This is a genomic window from Kitasatospora sp. NPDC036755 (genome assembly GCF_040636595.1).
Lineage (GTDB): Bacteria > Actinomycetota > Actinomycetes > Streptomycetales > Streptomycetaceae > Kitasatospora.
Genome location: NZ_JBEZUT010000017.1, coordinates 35,988 through 49,352, shown reverse-complemented (window position 1 = coordinate 49,352; position 13,365 = coordinate 35,988). Strand labels below are relative to the sequence as shown.

At 74.6% G+C, this 13,365-nt stretch carries 14 protein-coding genes; 10 read left to right on the top strand and 4 right to left on the bottom strand.

All coding sequences use genetic code 11. From position 1 onward, the window contains the following. Nucleotides 1-243 (top strand): alpha/beta hydrolase (locus tag AB0E96_RS04605; protein ID WP_359818409.1); only part of this gene is annotated, 243 nt, incomplete at its 5' end. A 69-nt stretch (nucleotides 244-312) separates the two neighbouring features. Here AB0E96_RS04605 and AB0E96_RS04600 read toward each other — a convergent pair. Both AB0E96_RS04600 and AB0E96_RS04595 read right to left on the bottom strand, forming a co-directional pair. Then, entirely contained in the window at nucleotides 313-879 is a 567-nt protein-coding gene (locus AB0E96_RS04600) for a hypothetical protein (protein WP_359818406.1), read from the bottom strand. Further along, entirely contained in the window at nucleotides 867-2,009 is a 1,143-nt protein-coding gene (locus AB0E96_RS04595) for a serine hydrolase domain-containing protein (RefSeq protein WP_359818403.1), read from the bottom strand. Before AB0E96_RS04595 ends, AB0E96_RS04600 begins: the two co-directional genes overlap by 13 nt. A 439-nt stretch (nucleotides 2,010-2,448) precedes the next feature. Here AB0E96_RS04595 and AB0E96_RS04590 point away from each other — a divergent pair, with 439 nt between their 5' ends. Beyond that, nucleotides 2,449-3,150, top strand: coding sequence for a VWA domain-containing protein (locus AB0E96_RS04590; protein ID WP_359818401.1), 702 nt, complete (start codon nucleotides 2,449-2,451; stop codon nucleotides 3,148-3,150). A gap of 466 nt (nucleotides 3,151-3,616) precedes the next feature. Beyond that, nucleotides 3,617-4,990, top strand: coding sequence for a pyridoxal-phosphate dependent enzyme (locus AB0E96_RS04585; RefSeq protein ID WP_359818399.1), 1,374 nt, complete (start codon nucleotides 3,617-3,619; stop codon nucleotides 4,988-4,990). Between the two features lie 204 nt (nucleotides 4,991-5,194). On the opposite strand, the gene AB0E96_RS04580 is transcribed toward AB0E96_RS04585, so the two are convergent. Beyond that, nucleotides 5,195-6,007: a TetR/AcrR family transcriptional regulator C-terminal domain-containing protein gene (locus tag AB0E96_RS04580; protein ID WP_359818397.1), complete on the bottom strand. Its 813-nt coding sequence runs from the start codon at nucleotides 6,005-6,007 to the stop codon at nucleotides 5,195-5,197. A 103-nt stretch (nucleotides 6,008-6,110) separates the two neighbouring features. On the opposite strand from AB0E96_RS04580, the gene AB0E96_RS04575 reads away from it, so the two are divergent. From AB0E96_RS04575 to AB0E96_RS04550, 6 genes are all read left to right on the top strand, one after another. Beyond that, a complete protein-coding gene (locus AB0E96_RS04575) occupies nucleotides 6,111-7,097 on the top strand; it encodes an ATP-binding cassette domain-containing protein (protein WP_359818394.1) in 987 nt (328 codons plus the stop codon). Then, nucleotides 7,097-7,936, top strand: a complete 840-nt coding sequence (locus AB0E96_RS04570) for an ABC transporter permease (protein WP_359818391.1) — start codon at nucleotides 7,097-7,099, stop codon at nucleotides 7,934-7,936. The genes AB0E96_RS04575 and AB0E96_RS04570 overlap by 1 nt, the downstream gene beginning before the upstream one ends. A 60-nt stretch (nucleotides 7,937-7,996) precedes the next feature. Continuing rightward, nucleotides 7,997-8,983 (top strand): aldo/keto reductase, encoded by a 987-nt coding sequence (locus AB0E96_RS04565; protein WP_359818388.1) that lies wholly within the window; start codon nucleotides 7,997-7,999, stop codon nucleotides 8,981-8,983. A gap of 190 nt (nucleotides 8,984-9,173) precedes the next feature. Beyond that, nucleotides 9,174-9,743: a TetR/AcrR family transcriptional regulator gene (locus AB0E96_RS04560; protein ID WP_359818386.1), complete on the top strand. Its 570-nt coding sequence runs from the start codon at nucleotides 9,174-9,176 to the stop codon at nucleotides 9,741-9,743. Nucleotides 9,744-9,826: 83 nt separating this feature from the next. Further along, on the top strand, nucleotides 9,827-10,432 hold the full coding sequence (locus AB0E96_RS04555) for a DUF4188 domain-containing protein (RefSeq protein WP_359818411.1): 606 nt from the start codon (nucleotides 9,827-9,829) through the stop codon (nucleotides 10,430-10,432). Nucleotides 10,433-10,631: 199 nt separating this feature from the next. Continuing rightward, on the top strand, nucleotides 10,632-11,342 hold the full coding sequence (locus AB0E96_RS04550) for a C39 family peptidase (RefSeq protein WP_359818383.1): 711 nt from the start codon (nucleotides 10,632-10,634) through the stop codon (nucleotides 11,340-11,342). A gap of 70 nt (nucleotides 11,343-11,412) precedes the next feature. On the opposite strand, the gene AB0E96_RS04545 is transcribed toward AB0E96_RS04550, so the two are convergent. Then, nucleotides 11,413-12,264 (bottom strand): hypothetical protein, encoded by an 852-nt coding sequence (locus tag AB0E96_RS04545; protein WP_359818381.1) that lies wholly within the window; start codon nucleotides 12,262-12,264, stop codon nucleotides 11,413-11,415. Nucleotides 12,265-12,638: 374 nt separating this feature from the next. On the opposite strand from AB0E96_RS04545, the gene rpe reads away from it, so the two are divergent. Beyond that, nucleotides 12,639-13,322 (top strand): ribulose-phosphate 3-epimerase, encoded by a 684-nt coding sequence (gene rpe, locus AB0E96_RS04540; RefSeq protein WP_359818379.1) that lies wholly within the window; start codon nucleotides 12,639-12,641, stop codon nucleotides 13,320-13,322. The last annotated feature ends 43 nt before the right edge of the window (nucleotides 13,323-13,365 follow it).

Sequence of the window (13,365 nt, the reverse complement as noted above, 5' to 3'; positions counted from 1 at the left end):
CGGGACTGGCCGCGCGAGCCGGTCGCGCCGCTCCCCCCGGCGCACCGCAAGCTGCCCGACGTGCCGGTGCTGCTGCTCGGCGGCGACCGGGACCTCTCCACGCCGAACGAATGGCTCTACGAGCAGGCCGAGTTCACCCACCACCCGCGGATCGTGACCGTGCCCGGGGCGGCCCACTCGGTGCAGACCCGGGCGGCCGACCCGGCCGGGCGGCAGGCCGTGTACGACTTCCTGCTGAACTGACACGCGGCCGGTGGCGGGCCGTCCCGCGCAGGGGACGGAACGGCCCGCCACCGGCCCACCGCGGCCCTCCTACGGCTCGGCCGAGCCCCAGCCGTCGTCGGGGAGCGAGCCGTCCGGCTCGGGGCAGTCGACGTGTTCGTAGCCCCACAGCACGGCCTTGTGCAGCATCCACTCCGGGAACGGCGGCTGGTCGTAGCCGTCGCGGTCGACGAGCACCAACCCGACCCGGACCTCCTCGGCCGGCGAGAACTCCAGGGTCCGCTGGCCCGGGAGGTTCTCGTACGCGACCGTCCGCCAGGTGTGGTCGGTGGCGGTGAGCGCGGCCAGCAGCTCGGCCTCGGTGACGCCGGTGTCGAGCGTCACCGACTCGCCGCCCGGCCGCGGCAGGTCGAGCTCGCCGTGCCAGACCGGCAGGGACAGCGAGTGGAGCCGGCGGCAGCGGCAGAACACCGCACGTACGTCGCCCCAGCCGAAGGCGTGCGGCCAGTGGGTCTGCCGGTGGACGCGCCCGCCGTCCCAGGGCTCGCCGTAGCGGGCGGCGAGTTCGGGCAGCGAGGCGCCGTAGCGCAGCTCGCCGAGGCCGCCGGTGGTGGCCAGGGCGGTGACGAGCGGCAGGAAGCCCGTCAGCCCAGGCATGCCCGCACCGCCTCGATCAGCCGGTTCGCCCGGGCGTCGCCGTGGCCGATCATCCGGTTGGCGACGTAGGCGAAGCCGATGCCGAACTCGTCGTCCCCGAAGGCGAACTGGCCGCCGGCGCCGTCGTTGCCGAAGCTGCGCGCGCCGAGCAGCGGCCGGAAGGCGGGGGAGTCGAGCAGCACGCCCGATCCCCAGCGGGCACCCAGGTCGAAGCCCAGGAAGCCCGCCCCGGAGGAGACTTCGCGCACCGCGTCGGCCACGGTGCCGGGGGAGAGCAGGCGGGGCGAGCCGTCCAGTCCGGTGGCCGCCGCCGCGTAGACGCCCGCCAGGCCGGTGGCCGAGGCGACGGCGCCCGCGCCGGGCAGCTCGATCGCGTGCAGGGCCGGGTCGTTCCAGCCGCGCGGCTCGTCCAGGCCGGGGAAGACCAGCGCGCCGTTCATGGTGACGATCCGGGTGAGCAGGTGCTCCGGGCCGGGCATCGGGCGGCGACCCTCGGCCTCCACCAGCCGGGCCAGGAGCGGGAGTTCGCTCTCCGGCAGGCCGATCCGGACGGGCAGGCCGAGCGGCTCGGCGATCTCCTCGCGCAGGAAGGCGCCCGGGGTCAGCCCGGTGATCCGGCGGATCACCTCGCCGACCGCGAAGCCGAACACGTGCCCGTGGTACTCGTAGGAGGTGCCCGGCTCCCAGAGCGGCTGCTGCGCCTCGATCGCCCGGATCACCGGGTCCCAGGCGGCGATCTCCTCGAAGGAGAGCACCGCGTCCAGGGCCGGTATGCCGGCGCGGTGGCCGAGGATCATCCGGGTGGTGACGTCCTGCTTGCCGTTGCGGGCGAACTCCGGCCAGTAGCGGGCCACCGGTGCGTCCAGGTCGAGCCGGCCCCGCTCGGCGAGCAGGTGCGCGCACAGGCTCACCGGGCCCTTGGCGCAGGAGAACACCGGGACCACGGTGTCCTGTGTCCAGGCCCGCCCGGTGCGGTCGTCGGCCGTGCCGCCCCACAGCTCGACCACCTTGCGGCCGCCGGCGAACACCGTGACGGCGGCGCCGAGTTCGGGGAACTCGGCGAAGTTGGCGGCGAAGACGTCCGCGACGGCGCCGAAACGCTCGTCGGCCCAGCCCTGGTGCTGCTGCATGATGTGGTGCCCCGTTCTGCCCTCAAGATCGACCGAACCACGCTACGGGAGCCGGGCGGCCGTGACGAGGGGATTTCACCAGGCCGGGGCTGCTGGGGCGGATGTGGCGGACTCGCCCGCCGACGTGGTCGGGGTGGCACTTCGGGGCGGCGCGGGGTGCGGCCGCTCGGGAGGCGCGGTGCGCGGACCGGCCGCCCCGTTCACGCGGACGGCCCGGGACGGTCCGGCACGCGCGAGGACTTGCCGTCGCTCCGGGCCACGTCGCAGAGTGTCCGGAGCGCGTCGAAGATCACGCGCCCCGGCAGCCCGGCAGCCCGGCGGTCCGGTCGTCCGGTCGTCCGGTCGGTCGTCGGTCGTCGGCCGTCGGTCTCGGCCGTCCGTCGTCCGGTTGTCCGGTTGTCCGGTTGTCCGGTTGTCGCAGCGAGCGAGGGAGCGAGCCATGGCCGTCAGTCTGAGCAAGGTCGAGCGGAGCGCACCGGCGCTGGTGAGTCTCTACAAGACGGCCGGCGCCTCGGTGGAGCGGCGCGGGCTGGGCGGTCAGCGCTTCGCGGTGTACCTGGTGGTCGACTACTCCGGCTCGATGCGGTCCTACTACAAGGACGGCAGCGTCCAGGCGCTCGCCGACCGGGTCCTGGGCCTGTCCGCGCACCTGGACGACGACGGGAGCGTGCCGGTCGTCTTCTTCTCCACCGAGGTCGACGCCCAGGCGGAGATCGCCCTGGCCGACCACGCGGGCTGGATCGACCGGATCGTCGCGGGCCTCGGGCACATGGGGAAGACGAGCTACCACCTGGCGATGGACGCGGTGGTCCGGCACTACCGGGAGAGCGGTGCCACGGCGCCGGCCTTCGTGCTGTTCCAGACGGACGGCGGCCCGATCAGCAAGCGTGACGCCGAGAGGCGGCTGTGCGAGGCGGCGACGCTGCCGATCTTCTGGCAGTTCATCGGCTTCGGGGACCCGGACAGCCGTCAGTTCGACTTCCTGCGGAAGCTGGACGAGCTGCCGGTCCCGGAGAAGCGGCCGATCGACAACGCGGGCTTCGTCCACCTGGGGCGCGACCCCCGGACGGTCTCCGACGCCGAGCTGTACGACCTGCTGCTCACCGAACTCCCCACCTGGCTCGATGCCGCCCGGGCGTAGGGCCTCGTCCCGGACGTCCCGGCGCAGCCGGTCGCCGCGGTTTCCTCGGCTTCCTCGGCGGCCTCGGTGTCCGGAGCCGCCGGAGCCGCCGGGGGCGCCGGGGCCGCTCCGGAGCAGCCGCAGCGCCGGGGCTTCTGGGCCACCCTGACCGGGGGCCTGGGGAAGGGCAGCCGTAGCTGATCGGGCCGGGCGGCAGGACCGCCGGAGCCGGTGTGCGGCCTGAAGCGCGGCAGAACCGGGGGGCGCGTACACGTCGCCACCCGCCCCCTTCCCGCTCTTGACACAAAGGGGGGTGCGGCTGACGGAGCGGAGGGTGCGGCCACCGGCCCGCGCCCCTTCCGGCCGCCCGCGCCGTCCTGTGGTCCTCGGACAATGTTTCGGCCGGATGAGGGGAGGTGTCGCCACTGTCTACGAGCGCCCGGCCTGGGCAGGCTCGGACCGACAGTGTCGGCGAAAGGGGCCCACGATGGCCGCAGTTCACGAATCCGTCCTCGACGCGATCGGCGGGACGCCGCTGTTCCGCCTCGCCCGGCTCGGCGCCGGTCTCGCCGCGCCGGTCTATGCCAAGGCCGAGTTCCTCAACATCGGCGGCAGCGTCAAGGACCGCGCCGCGCTGTCCATGGTCCTGGCCGCCGAACGGGACGGCCTGCTGAAGCCGGGCGGGACGATCGTCGAGGCGACGTCCGGGAACACCGGTATCGGTCTGGCGATCGTCGGCCGCCGGCGCGGCTACCGGGTGATCGCCGGGTTGGCGGACAAGTCGTCGGCCGAGAAGGCGGACATCCTGCGCGCGTACGGCGCGGAGGTGGTGCGGGCGTCGACCGCGGTGCCCCAGGAGGACCCGCGGCACCTGTTCAAGGTGATGGAACGGCTGACCGAGGAGATCCCCGGGGCCTGGCTCGCCAACCAGTACGACAACCTGGCCAACCCCGATGCCCACCTCCGGACCACCGGCCCCGAGGTCTGGGAGCAGACCGGTGGCCGGGTCACCCACTTCGTCGCGGGCGTCGGCACCGGCGGCACCATCACGGGGACCGGCGAGTACCTCAAGGAGGCCTCCGGCGGCTCGGTGACGGTGGTCGGTGCGGACCCGGAGTCCTCCTCGTACGGGGGTGGCGACGGCAGCCCGTGGTACGTCGAGAGCATCGGGCACTACCTGCACCCGGACACCGTCGAGGACCGCTGGCCGCAGGCGCTGCGCTCGGAGGCGATCGACTCCTACGAGCGGATCCCCGACCGCGAGTCGCTGCTGACGGCGCGCCGGCTCGCCCGTGAGGAGGGCATCCTGGCCGGCCCGTCCTCCGGCACGGCGGTGGCGGCGGCGCTGCGGGTGGCCCGGCAGCTGGGCCCGGAGGACCTGGTGGTCGTGCTGCTGCCGGACTCGGGCCGCTCCTACCTGTCCAAGGTGCACAGCGACGCGTGGATGCGGGAGTGGGGATTCCTGGAGGACGGGGACGGCCTGCGGTCACTGCTGGAGGCCGCCGGACCGCTGGTGCCGGTGGCCGCCGACGCGACCGTCGGCGAGGCGCTGGAGGTGCTGCGGGACGTTCCGGGCGGCGTGGCCCCGGCCGTGCTGGCGCGGACGGAGCGGCCCTACGGGGTGGCCGCGACCGAGGTGGTCGGCTCGGTGTCCCGGGCTGCGCTGGAGGCGGCGCTCGCGGACGGCACGGTCAAGCCGGGTGACTCGCTGGGCGCGCTGCTCGGACCGGCGCTGCCCGCGGTCGGCGTCGGGCAGTCGCCGGCCGAGGCGCGGGCGGTGCTCGGGGGCGCCTGCCGGTCGGTGCTGGTCCTGGTGGACGGGCGGGTGGCGGGGGTGCTGCCGCGGGAGGTGCTCGGCTAGGACCTGCCCCGGCGTCCCGGGGCCAGGGCGCCGGAACGGCCGACGGTGCCGGCCCTCTCCGGTCCCGGGACCGCGTCCGGGGCCGGAGCTCGGGACCGGGACCGCGTCCGGGGCCGGAGAGGGCCGGCACCGCGTCCGGGGGCTCGGGACCCGGCGTTCCGGGCCATGGCGTTCCGGGCCCCGGACCGACCGGCGGGACCGGCCCTACCCGGCGGTCGGCGCCAGGATGGCGGAGAGCACCCGGTCCAGGGTGCGGTCGAACGCCCGGTCGGGGTCGGCGGGCGGGCCGGCGGTGGCGAACGCCTCGGCCAGGTGCGGGAATTCGCCGCTCGCCGCCGCCTGGCCGAGGTAACCGGCCAGCTCGGCCTGCCACTTGGCGCCGGCGGCCGCCGTCTGCTCGTACTGCGCGAACTGGCAGATGAAGCCGTTGAACAGCGCCATCGCCTCCATCCGGGTGCCGCCGCCGAGCCCGGTGGGGGCGGTGGCGGCCAGGAAGTGGTCGGTGTAGCGCAGGGCGTTGGGGCCGATGCCGGGGCGGGCCAGCACCAGCGCGGGCAGCCAGGGGTGTCGGCGGAAGATGGCGAGCTGCTGGTGGGCGAGTGCGGTGAGGTCGGCCCGCACGTCGCCGCTCGCCTCGGGCGGCAGCCGGTACTCGGCGGAGGTCGCGTCGAGCATCAGGTCGAGCAGGTGCTCCTTCTTCGGCACGTAGTTGTAGAGCGACATGGTGCCCGCGCCCAGCGCGGCGGCCACCCGGCGCATGGAGACGGCGTCCAGGCCCTCGGCGTCGGCGATCGCGATGCCCGCCGCGGCGATGGAGTCGCGGCTGTGGGCCGGGCGCGGGCCGCGGCCGGTGCGCTCGGGGCGCAGCCAGATCAGTTCGGGGGCCTCGGGCGGTACGGGCCGGTCGGGTCGCGGGGGCCGGTCCGGCCGGTCGGGACCGCCGGGGGGCCGGCCGGGCGGTTCGGGCTCGCCGGACGACAGGGGCTCGCCGGGCGGTACGGGCTTGCTGGACGGCACTGGAAGATCACCTCGCTCACCCATCTTAGATACGTACGGCGTACGTAGTACGATGCGAGGGCGCGCACTTCTACGTACGATGTACCTAGAGAGGGGCAGAGTCATGTCCGACACCCATCGACCCGCCGCCGGTACGGCGCCCGCCATCGAGATGGCGGGCGTGGCGAAGCGGTTCGGCGCCACCGAGGCCCTGCGCGGCCTCGACCTCACCGTCCCGGCCGGCACCGTCTGCGGGCTGCTCGGTCCCAACGGCGCCGGCAAGACCACCGCCGTACGCGTCCTCGCCACCCTGGTCGCCCCCGACCGCGGCACGGCCAGGGTCGCCGGATACGACGTCGTCCGCGCCGCCGAGGACGTCCGCCGCTCCATCGGCCTCGCCGGGCAGCACGCCGCCGTCGACGAGGGCGTCACCGGCGGCGACAACCTCCGGCTGCTCGGCCGGCTGCACCACCTCGGTGCCCGTCGGGCCCGGGTGCGCGCCGACGAGCTCCTCGACCGCTTCGGCCTGACCGAGGCCGCCGACCGGCTCGTGCGCACCTACTCCGGCGGCATGCGCCGACGCCTCGACCTCGTCGCCAGCCTGGTCACCAGCCCGCCGGTGCTGTTCCTGGACGAGCCCACCACCGGGCTCGACCCACGCAGCCGACAGGCGATCTGGGACACCGTCAAGGAGTTGGCCGACGGTGGCACCACCGTCCTCCTCACCACCCAGTACCTGGAGGAGGCCGACCGGCTCGCCGACGACATCGTGGTGGTCGACCACGGCGCCGCCATCGCCACCGGCCCGCCCGACCGGCTCAAGGCCGCGATCGGCAGTCAGGTCTCCGTCACCCTGGCCGACCCCGGACGGCTCGCCGCCACCGCCGTGCTGCTCTCCTCGATGACCGGCGGCGACGCGCGGGTGGACGTCGCCGAACGGACCGTCACGGTGCTGACCGCCCCCGGGGTGTCCGTCCTGCTCCCCTCGCTGGTGCGGGAGTTGGACGGTGCGGGAGTCGTCGCCGAGGACGTCGCGGTACGGGCGCCCTCGCTGGACGACGTCTTCCTGTCGCTCACCCAGGACTCCGCGACCACGGGGAAGGCCGCCTGATGACCACCGTGCACACCGGGTACGCCGCGCGCACCGCCGCGGCGCGTCCGTCCGCCGCCGCCCGGCTCGCCTCCGGCACCTGGACGTCGATGCTCCGCGTCCTTCTCAACTACCGCCACTCGCCGGGCCTGTTGGCCGCCTCGCTGGGGGTGCCGGTGGTGATGGTGGTGGTCTTCGGGTACGTCTTCGGCAGCGCCATGCGGGTGCCCGGGGGCGGCGACTACCGGGAGTTCCTGATGCCCGGACTGTTCGCCATGGTGGCCACCAACGGCATCATGCCCACCATGGTCGGCGCCGCCCGCGACGTCGGCCGCGGGGTCACCGACCGGCTGCGCTCCATGCCCGTCTCCCGCACCGGACTGCTGCTCGGACAGGCCCTCGCCGACCTGCTGGTCAGCGTGGTCGTCCTGGCGCTGCTGGCCGGGGTGGGGCTCGCCGCCGGCTGGCGCGCCCGGCACGGACTCGCCGACGCCGCAGAGGCGTTCGCGCTGCTGCTGCTCTTCCGCTTCGTGATGACCTGGGTCGGCACGCTGCTCGGACTGGCCGTCGGCAAGGAGGAGGCGGCCGGCCAGCTCGCCGTCGTCGTCTTCCCGCTCGCGATGGTCACCAACGCCTACGTGCCGACCGGCGGTATGCCCGGCTGGCTGCGCCTCCTCGCCGACTGGAACCCGGTCAGCTCCGTCGTCCAGGCCTGCCGGGAACTGTTCGGCAACCCCTCGGCGGCCGGCTCGGCCTGGCCGACGCAGCACGCCGTGCTCGCCGCACTGCTCTGGAGCGCGCTGCTGCTCGCGGCCTGCGTGCCGCTCGCCGTACGGAAGTTCGCCACCCACGGGCGGTGATCGGCCGCTTCCGGTGAAATGTGCTGGACACCGGGGCCGGTGGGACCGAAGGTGGGCGCCATGGAGTACACCCACCTCGGCCGCACCGGCCTGACCGTCTCCCGCATCTGCCTCGGCACCATGAACTTCGGCCCCCACACCGAGGAAGCCGAGGCGCACCGTCTCATGGACACCGCCCACGAGCGCGGCATCAACTTCTTCGACACCGCCAACAGTTACGGCCGCGACAGCGAGGGCCGGCTGCAGGGCCGCACCGAGGAGATCATCGGCCGCTGGTTCGCCAAGGGCGGCGGCCGGCGCGAGCGCACCGTCCTCGCCACCAAGGCCTACGCCGACATGAGCGACTGGCCCAACGAGGGCAAGCTCTCCGCGCTGGCCATCCGCAAGGCCGTCGAGGCCAGCCTGCGCCGCCTCCAGACCGACCACATCGACCTCTACCAGATGCACCACATCGACCGGGCCACGCCCTGGGAGGAGATCTGGCAGGCGATGGAGGTCCTGGTCGCCCAGGGCAAGGTCATCTACGTCGGCTCCAGCAACTTCGCCGGCTGGCACATCGCCCAGGCCCAGGAGGCCGCCCGCTCCCGGAACTTCCTCGGCCTGGTCAGCGAGCAGTCCCTCTACAACCTGATCGACCGCACCGTCGAACTGGAGGTCATCCCCGCCCTCCAGCACTACGGACTCGGGCTGCTCCCGTGGTCCCCGCTGCGCAGCGGCCTGCTCGGCGGCGTCCTGCGCAAGGAACGCGAGGGCACCAGGACCCGCAGCGCGATGGCCTACGCGACCGAACTGCTCGCCAAGCACCGCGACGCCATCCAGGCCTACGAGGGCTTCGCCGCCGAACTCGGCGTCGACCCCGCCGACCTCGGCCTCGCCTGGCTCCTCTCCCGCCCCGCGGTCACCGCCCCCATCATCGGCCCCCGCACCGCGGCCCACCTCGACGCCGCCGTCGGCGTCCTGGACATCGAGCTCGACCAGAAGGCCCTCGACCGCCTCGACGAGATCTTCCCGGGCCACCGGCCCGCCCCGGAGGACTACGCCTGGTGAGGACCCGGGCCCCGGCCGTCGGCCCTGGGCATGCGCCGAGAGCCGACGGCCGGGGCCGTCCGGCCCCGCCCGCCCGGTGGGTGCGACGGGAGCCGGGGAGCGGCCCCGCTGTGGTAGCAAGGCGGGCATGAGGGAGCGGGAACGGGATCGGGAACGGGCTTACCACCACGGGGCGTTGCCGGAGGCGCTGGTGGCGGCGGCACTCGAGCTGCTGGACGAGCAGGGGCCGGAGAAGGTCAGCGTGCGGGAGGTGGCGCGGCGGGCCGGGGTGTCGCCGGGCGCGCCGTTCCGGCACTTCGCCGACCGCCAGGCGCTGTTGACCGCGCTGGCGGACCGCGTGCTGGCGGACTACGAGCGCTGGCAGGAAGCCCAGTTGGCGGCCGCGGACCCGGCGGACGGGTCCGCGATGCGGGTGATCGGACTGGGCTTCGTACGGTACGCGCTGCGCCATCCGCGGCGGTTCGAGCTGGTGCGCTCGCGGGTGTTCACCGCCGCCCGGGAGCCCGAACTGAGCGAGCGGCTGGACGGCATCGACCGGGCGCTCACGGACCTGATCGTCGCTGACCAGACGGCGGGCCGGCTGCGCCCCGGCGATCCGCTGCTGCTCGCGCTGGCCGGGCAGGCGCTGACGTACGGGCTGGCGCAGATGATCGTGGACGGCTACCTGCCGGCCGCCGCGGCGGAGGAGCTGGCCGGGCAGGTGCTCGACACCTTCGGCCAGGGTGTTGTCGCCAACAGGCAGAAGACGCAGCCGAATTGAGCGCGAGGAGCCTTGACCGGGCCATCCGGCGCTGATGTAATCGCCGCTTACACGGGTATGGGCGCAGGGAGGCAGAGATGTCCTTGTTCGCCAGGCCGCAGCCCGGCTACACCACCGCCGCCGCCACCGGCGACACCGTGGTGCTGCTGATCGGCATGCGGATCAACCGGTTCTGGGCCGTGCACCACTGGGGTCCGGTGATGTTCGCGATGTTCCGGATGCTGTACGAGCTGCGCCGCGGCCCCGACCGCGGCCTGCGCGGCCGCATCCTGCTGACCGCCTCGCCGCGCACCTACTACGTCGTCCAGTACTGGGAGTCGAAGGAGAAGCTGTACGGCTACGCGAGCGCGCCGGACGGCTTCCACCACACCGTGTGGGGCATCGCCAACCGCAAACTGCGGGAGGGGAAGGCGCGCGGGCACGTGGGGCTCTGGCACGAGACGTACATCGTGCCGCAGGGCGGGTACGAGTCGATCTACTTCGACATGCCGCCGTTCGGCCTGGCCCGCGCCACCGGCTCGCTGCCGGTGGAGGCACGCGGCCGGCACGCGGCGCAGCGACTGGCCTACCGGGAGCCGGAGGCCGGCGACTCCGACGGCAGCGGCGACTCGGGCGGCAGCGGCGACTCCGACGGCGCCGGGAAGCGGGTCGGGGAGGCGGCCGTCGGGGACGGCGCGGCCGGCGCGTAGGTGGCGGTGACGGGGGGAGGCGGGGGAGCCCGGCCCCAGCGCGATCTTCCTCACGACTGCCTCCCCCGCCCCGGGCGCCGCGGAGTCCCTCGCCGGCGGCGTGACCACGGTAGGAGCCCCGGCCCGCAGGCCGCCTGCGTACGGCTGCTCAAGAGTGTCGTGAGTCGACCGGCGGGCCGGGGCGTGAGAGCGTCGGGGGATGGTGGATCAGGGGAACCGGCGGGCGGAGCGGCCGGCGCGGGTGGCACAGGCGCTCCGGGTGGTGCACGAGGTGCCGTACCTCGCGCAGTGGGAGTCCGCGGAGCTGGTGCGGGAGATCGTCGACGGGCGGCTGGACGCGTCCGCCGACCCGCGCTGGGGGCAGTCCGGCGCGGCCACCGCGGAGGAGTACGCATGGTGGTCCTGGCGGCTGTGCGGGGTGGCCTGCCTGCGGATGGCGCTCGCGCACTGGTGGGGTGTCAACCCGTCGGCGATGGCGCTCGCGGAGGAGTGCGTGGCGGCCGGCGCGTACCTGCGGGACGGCGAGGGCCTGCGCGGGCTGATCCACGCGCCGTTCGCCGAGTACGTCGAGCGGCGCTGGGGACTGGCCGCGCGGGCACGGGAGTTGACGCCGGCGGACGTGTCCGCCGAGGTGGCCGACGGCCGGCTGGTGATGGTCTCGGTGCACCCGTCGATCCGGGAGCCGCACGGGCCGGAGCCGGTGCGGCGCGGCGGGCACCTGGTGCTGGCGGTGGGCGCCACGGGCACCGCGCTGCTGATCCACAACCCCTCCGGGTTCCCGGGGGAGTCGCAGTCCTTCGCGCGCGTGCCGTGGCGGTCGTTCGAGCGGTTCTACGCCGGGCGGGGCATCGTGCTCGGCCCGCCCGAGGGCGCGTCGGGGGCTCGCGGGGCGGTGCCCTCCGCGTCGTGAGGCCGGCCCGCGGAGTGGGGACGGGCCGCGCCGTGAGGGCGGCTTTCGCCCCGACGGCGCGGACCTGCCGTCACTGGTTGTCCGGCAGCCCCATCGGGTTGATCGGCAGCTGACCGCGACAGAGCGTCGAGATCGGCTTCAACGCCGCCGCCAGCCGGTCGAGTTCGGCGCGCGGGTAGTCGTCCCAGACCCGGGCGGCGGCCAGGTCGGTGGCGGCCTCCAGGGTCTGGTGGCGGACCCGGCCCAGTTCGGTGACCGTCCCCTCGGCGGTCAGCCAGCCGCGCTCGACCAGACGCCCGGCGGCCGCCTCCCACTCGGCGTCCGTCCAGCCGCGCAACGGCTGGATCATCTCGCGCCGCATGTCCATCGCGCAGCGGACCACCAGGGCCTCGCAGCCGTCCAGGCCGGCCGCCACCAGGGCGGCCACGTGGCCGTCGCCGCGGTGCTCGCGCATCACGGTGGCGGCCTGCCAGAGCCGTTCGTGGAGACCGCTCGGGCGGGGGAGCGCGGCGTTGGCGCCGGCCAGCACCCGGCCGGCGCAGTCCAGCCGGGCGGCGGCCTTCTCCAGGCTCTCGGCGACCAGCTCGACCTGGTCCCGGTCCACGTGCTCCAGCAGCCGGCCGAGGATCGTCGCCGAGGCCTTCAGCCGGGCGGTCAGCGCCTCCTCCGGGCTCGCGTGGTTCCACGCCTCCGGCAGGGCGCGCTCGACCATCGCCGGGGCGAAGCTGAAGAACGCGGCGGTGACCGGCGGGGCGTCCACCGCGCCGAGCGGGGCCGCGCGGGTGGCGAAGTAGCCGTGCAGGCGGCCGCGCAGGCCGGCCTCCTCGAAGGCGGCCTGGCCCTCGGGTAGGAAGTAGGTGACGGCATGCACCGGCTCGAAGAGCCACCACAGTGCGCGGGCGGGGTGGACGAGATCGGTCATCGGAGACCTTCCTCGGACGGAGCTCCGGGCGTACCGGGGAGCTCGGCTGGTCGGGGCGGTCCGGCGGGAGCCGCGCCTGGTGTTCCTGGCGTTTCTGGCGTTTCCGGTGTTTCTGGCGTGCGGGCGTTCGTGCGTGCGGGGGCGTTCCCGCGCGGGCGTTCGTGCGCGGGGCGGTTGGGTGGGCCGTTCCCGCATGGACCGTTCCAGGGCTGATGACCACGGCGACGGCTCCGGTAACCCCGGGAGGGGTGTGATGACGGTCACGCGGGGGCGGCGCCGTACGGTCGGCGCCGGTGCGGCACGGGATGATGGGATGAGGTGCCCGCTCAGGGGGTGCCCAGCCCTCGCAAGCCCTCGTACGAAGGTAGTCGGTCATGGCCCAGATCAACCCCAGCATCCTGTCCGCGGACTTCGCCCGGCTCGCCGACGAGGCCGAGGCCGTCCGGGGTTCCGACTGGCTGCATGTGGACGTCATGGACAACCACTTCGTGCCCAATCTGACCCTCGGCGTCCCGGTGGTCGAGTCGCTCTCCCGCGCCACCGACATCCCGCTCGACCTCCACCTGATGATCGAGGACCCGGACCGCTGGGCCCCGCAGTACGTGGAGGCCGGCGCCGGCTCGGTCACCTTCCACGTCGAGGCCGCCGCCGCGCCCGTCCGGCTCGCCCGCGAGATCCGCGCCAAGGGCGCCCGCGCCTCGATGGCGCTCAAGCCGGGCACCCCGATCGAGCCGTACGAGGACCTGCTGCCCGAGCTCGACATGGTGCTGATCATGACCGTCGAGCCCGGCTTCGGCGGCCAGGCCTTCCTGGACATCATGCTGCCGAAGATCCGCCGCACCCGGGAGCTGATCGCCAAGCACGACCTGCAGCTGTGGCTCCAGGTGGACGGCGGCGTCGCGGCGAGCACGATCGAGCGCTGCGCGGAGGCCGGTGCGGACGTGTTCGTGGCCGGCTCGGCGGTGTACGGGGCCGAGGACCCGTCCGAGGCGGTCCGCAAGCTGCGCGAGCAGGCCGACAAGGCGACCGCCGACGCCTGGTGGGCCTGCGGGCACTGACGCCTGCCGGCGGGCCGGGGTGCCGGTGCCCGGGGTCGGCCCC

Coding starts and splice junctions, on each gene's coding strand:
- AB0E96_RS04600 (WP_359818406.1), bottom strand. CDS start 879: ATGCCTGGGCTGACGGGCTTCCTGCCGCTCGTCACCGCCCTGGCCACC.
- AB0E96_RS04595 (WP_359818403.1), bottom strand. CDS start 2,009: ATGCAGCAGCACCAGGGCTGGGCCGACGAGCGTTTCGGCGCCGTCGCG.
- AB0E96_RS04590 (WP_359818401.1), top strand. CDS start 2,449: ATGGCCGTCAGTCTGAGCAAGGTCGAGCGGAGCGCACCGGCGCTGGTG.
- AB0E96_RS04585 (WP_359818399.1), top strand. CDS start 3,617: ATGGCCGCAGTTCACGAATCCGTCCTCGACGCGATCGGCGGGACGCCG.
- AB0E96_RS04575 (WP_359818394.1), top strand. CDS start 6,111: ATGTCCGACACCCATCGACCCGCCGCCGGTACGGCGCCCGCCATCGAG.
- AB0E96_RS04570 (WP_359818391.1), top strand. CDS start 7,097: ATGACCACCGTGCACACCGGGTACGCCGCGCGCACCGCCGCGGCGCGT.
- AB0E96_RS04565 (WP_359818388.1), top strand. CDS start 7,997: ATGGAGTACACCCACCTCGGCCGCACCGGCCTGACCGTCTCCCGCATC.
- AB0E96_RS04550 (WP_359818383.1), top strand. CDS start 10,632: ATGGTGGATCAGGGGAACCGGCGGGCGGAGCGGCCGGCGCGGGTGGCA.
- AB0E96_RS04545 (WP_359818381.1), bottom strand. CDS start 12,264: ATGACCGATCTCGTCCACCCCGCCCGCGCACTGTGGTGGCTCTTCGAG.
- rpe (WP_359818379.1), top strand. CDS start 12,639: ATGGCCCAGATCAACCCCAGCATCCTGTCCGCGGACTTCGCCCGGCTC.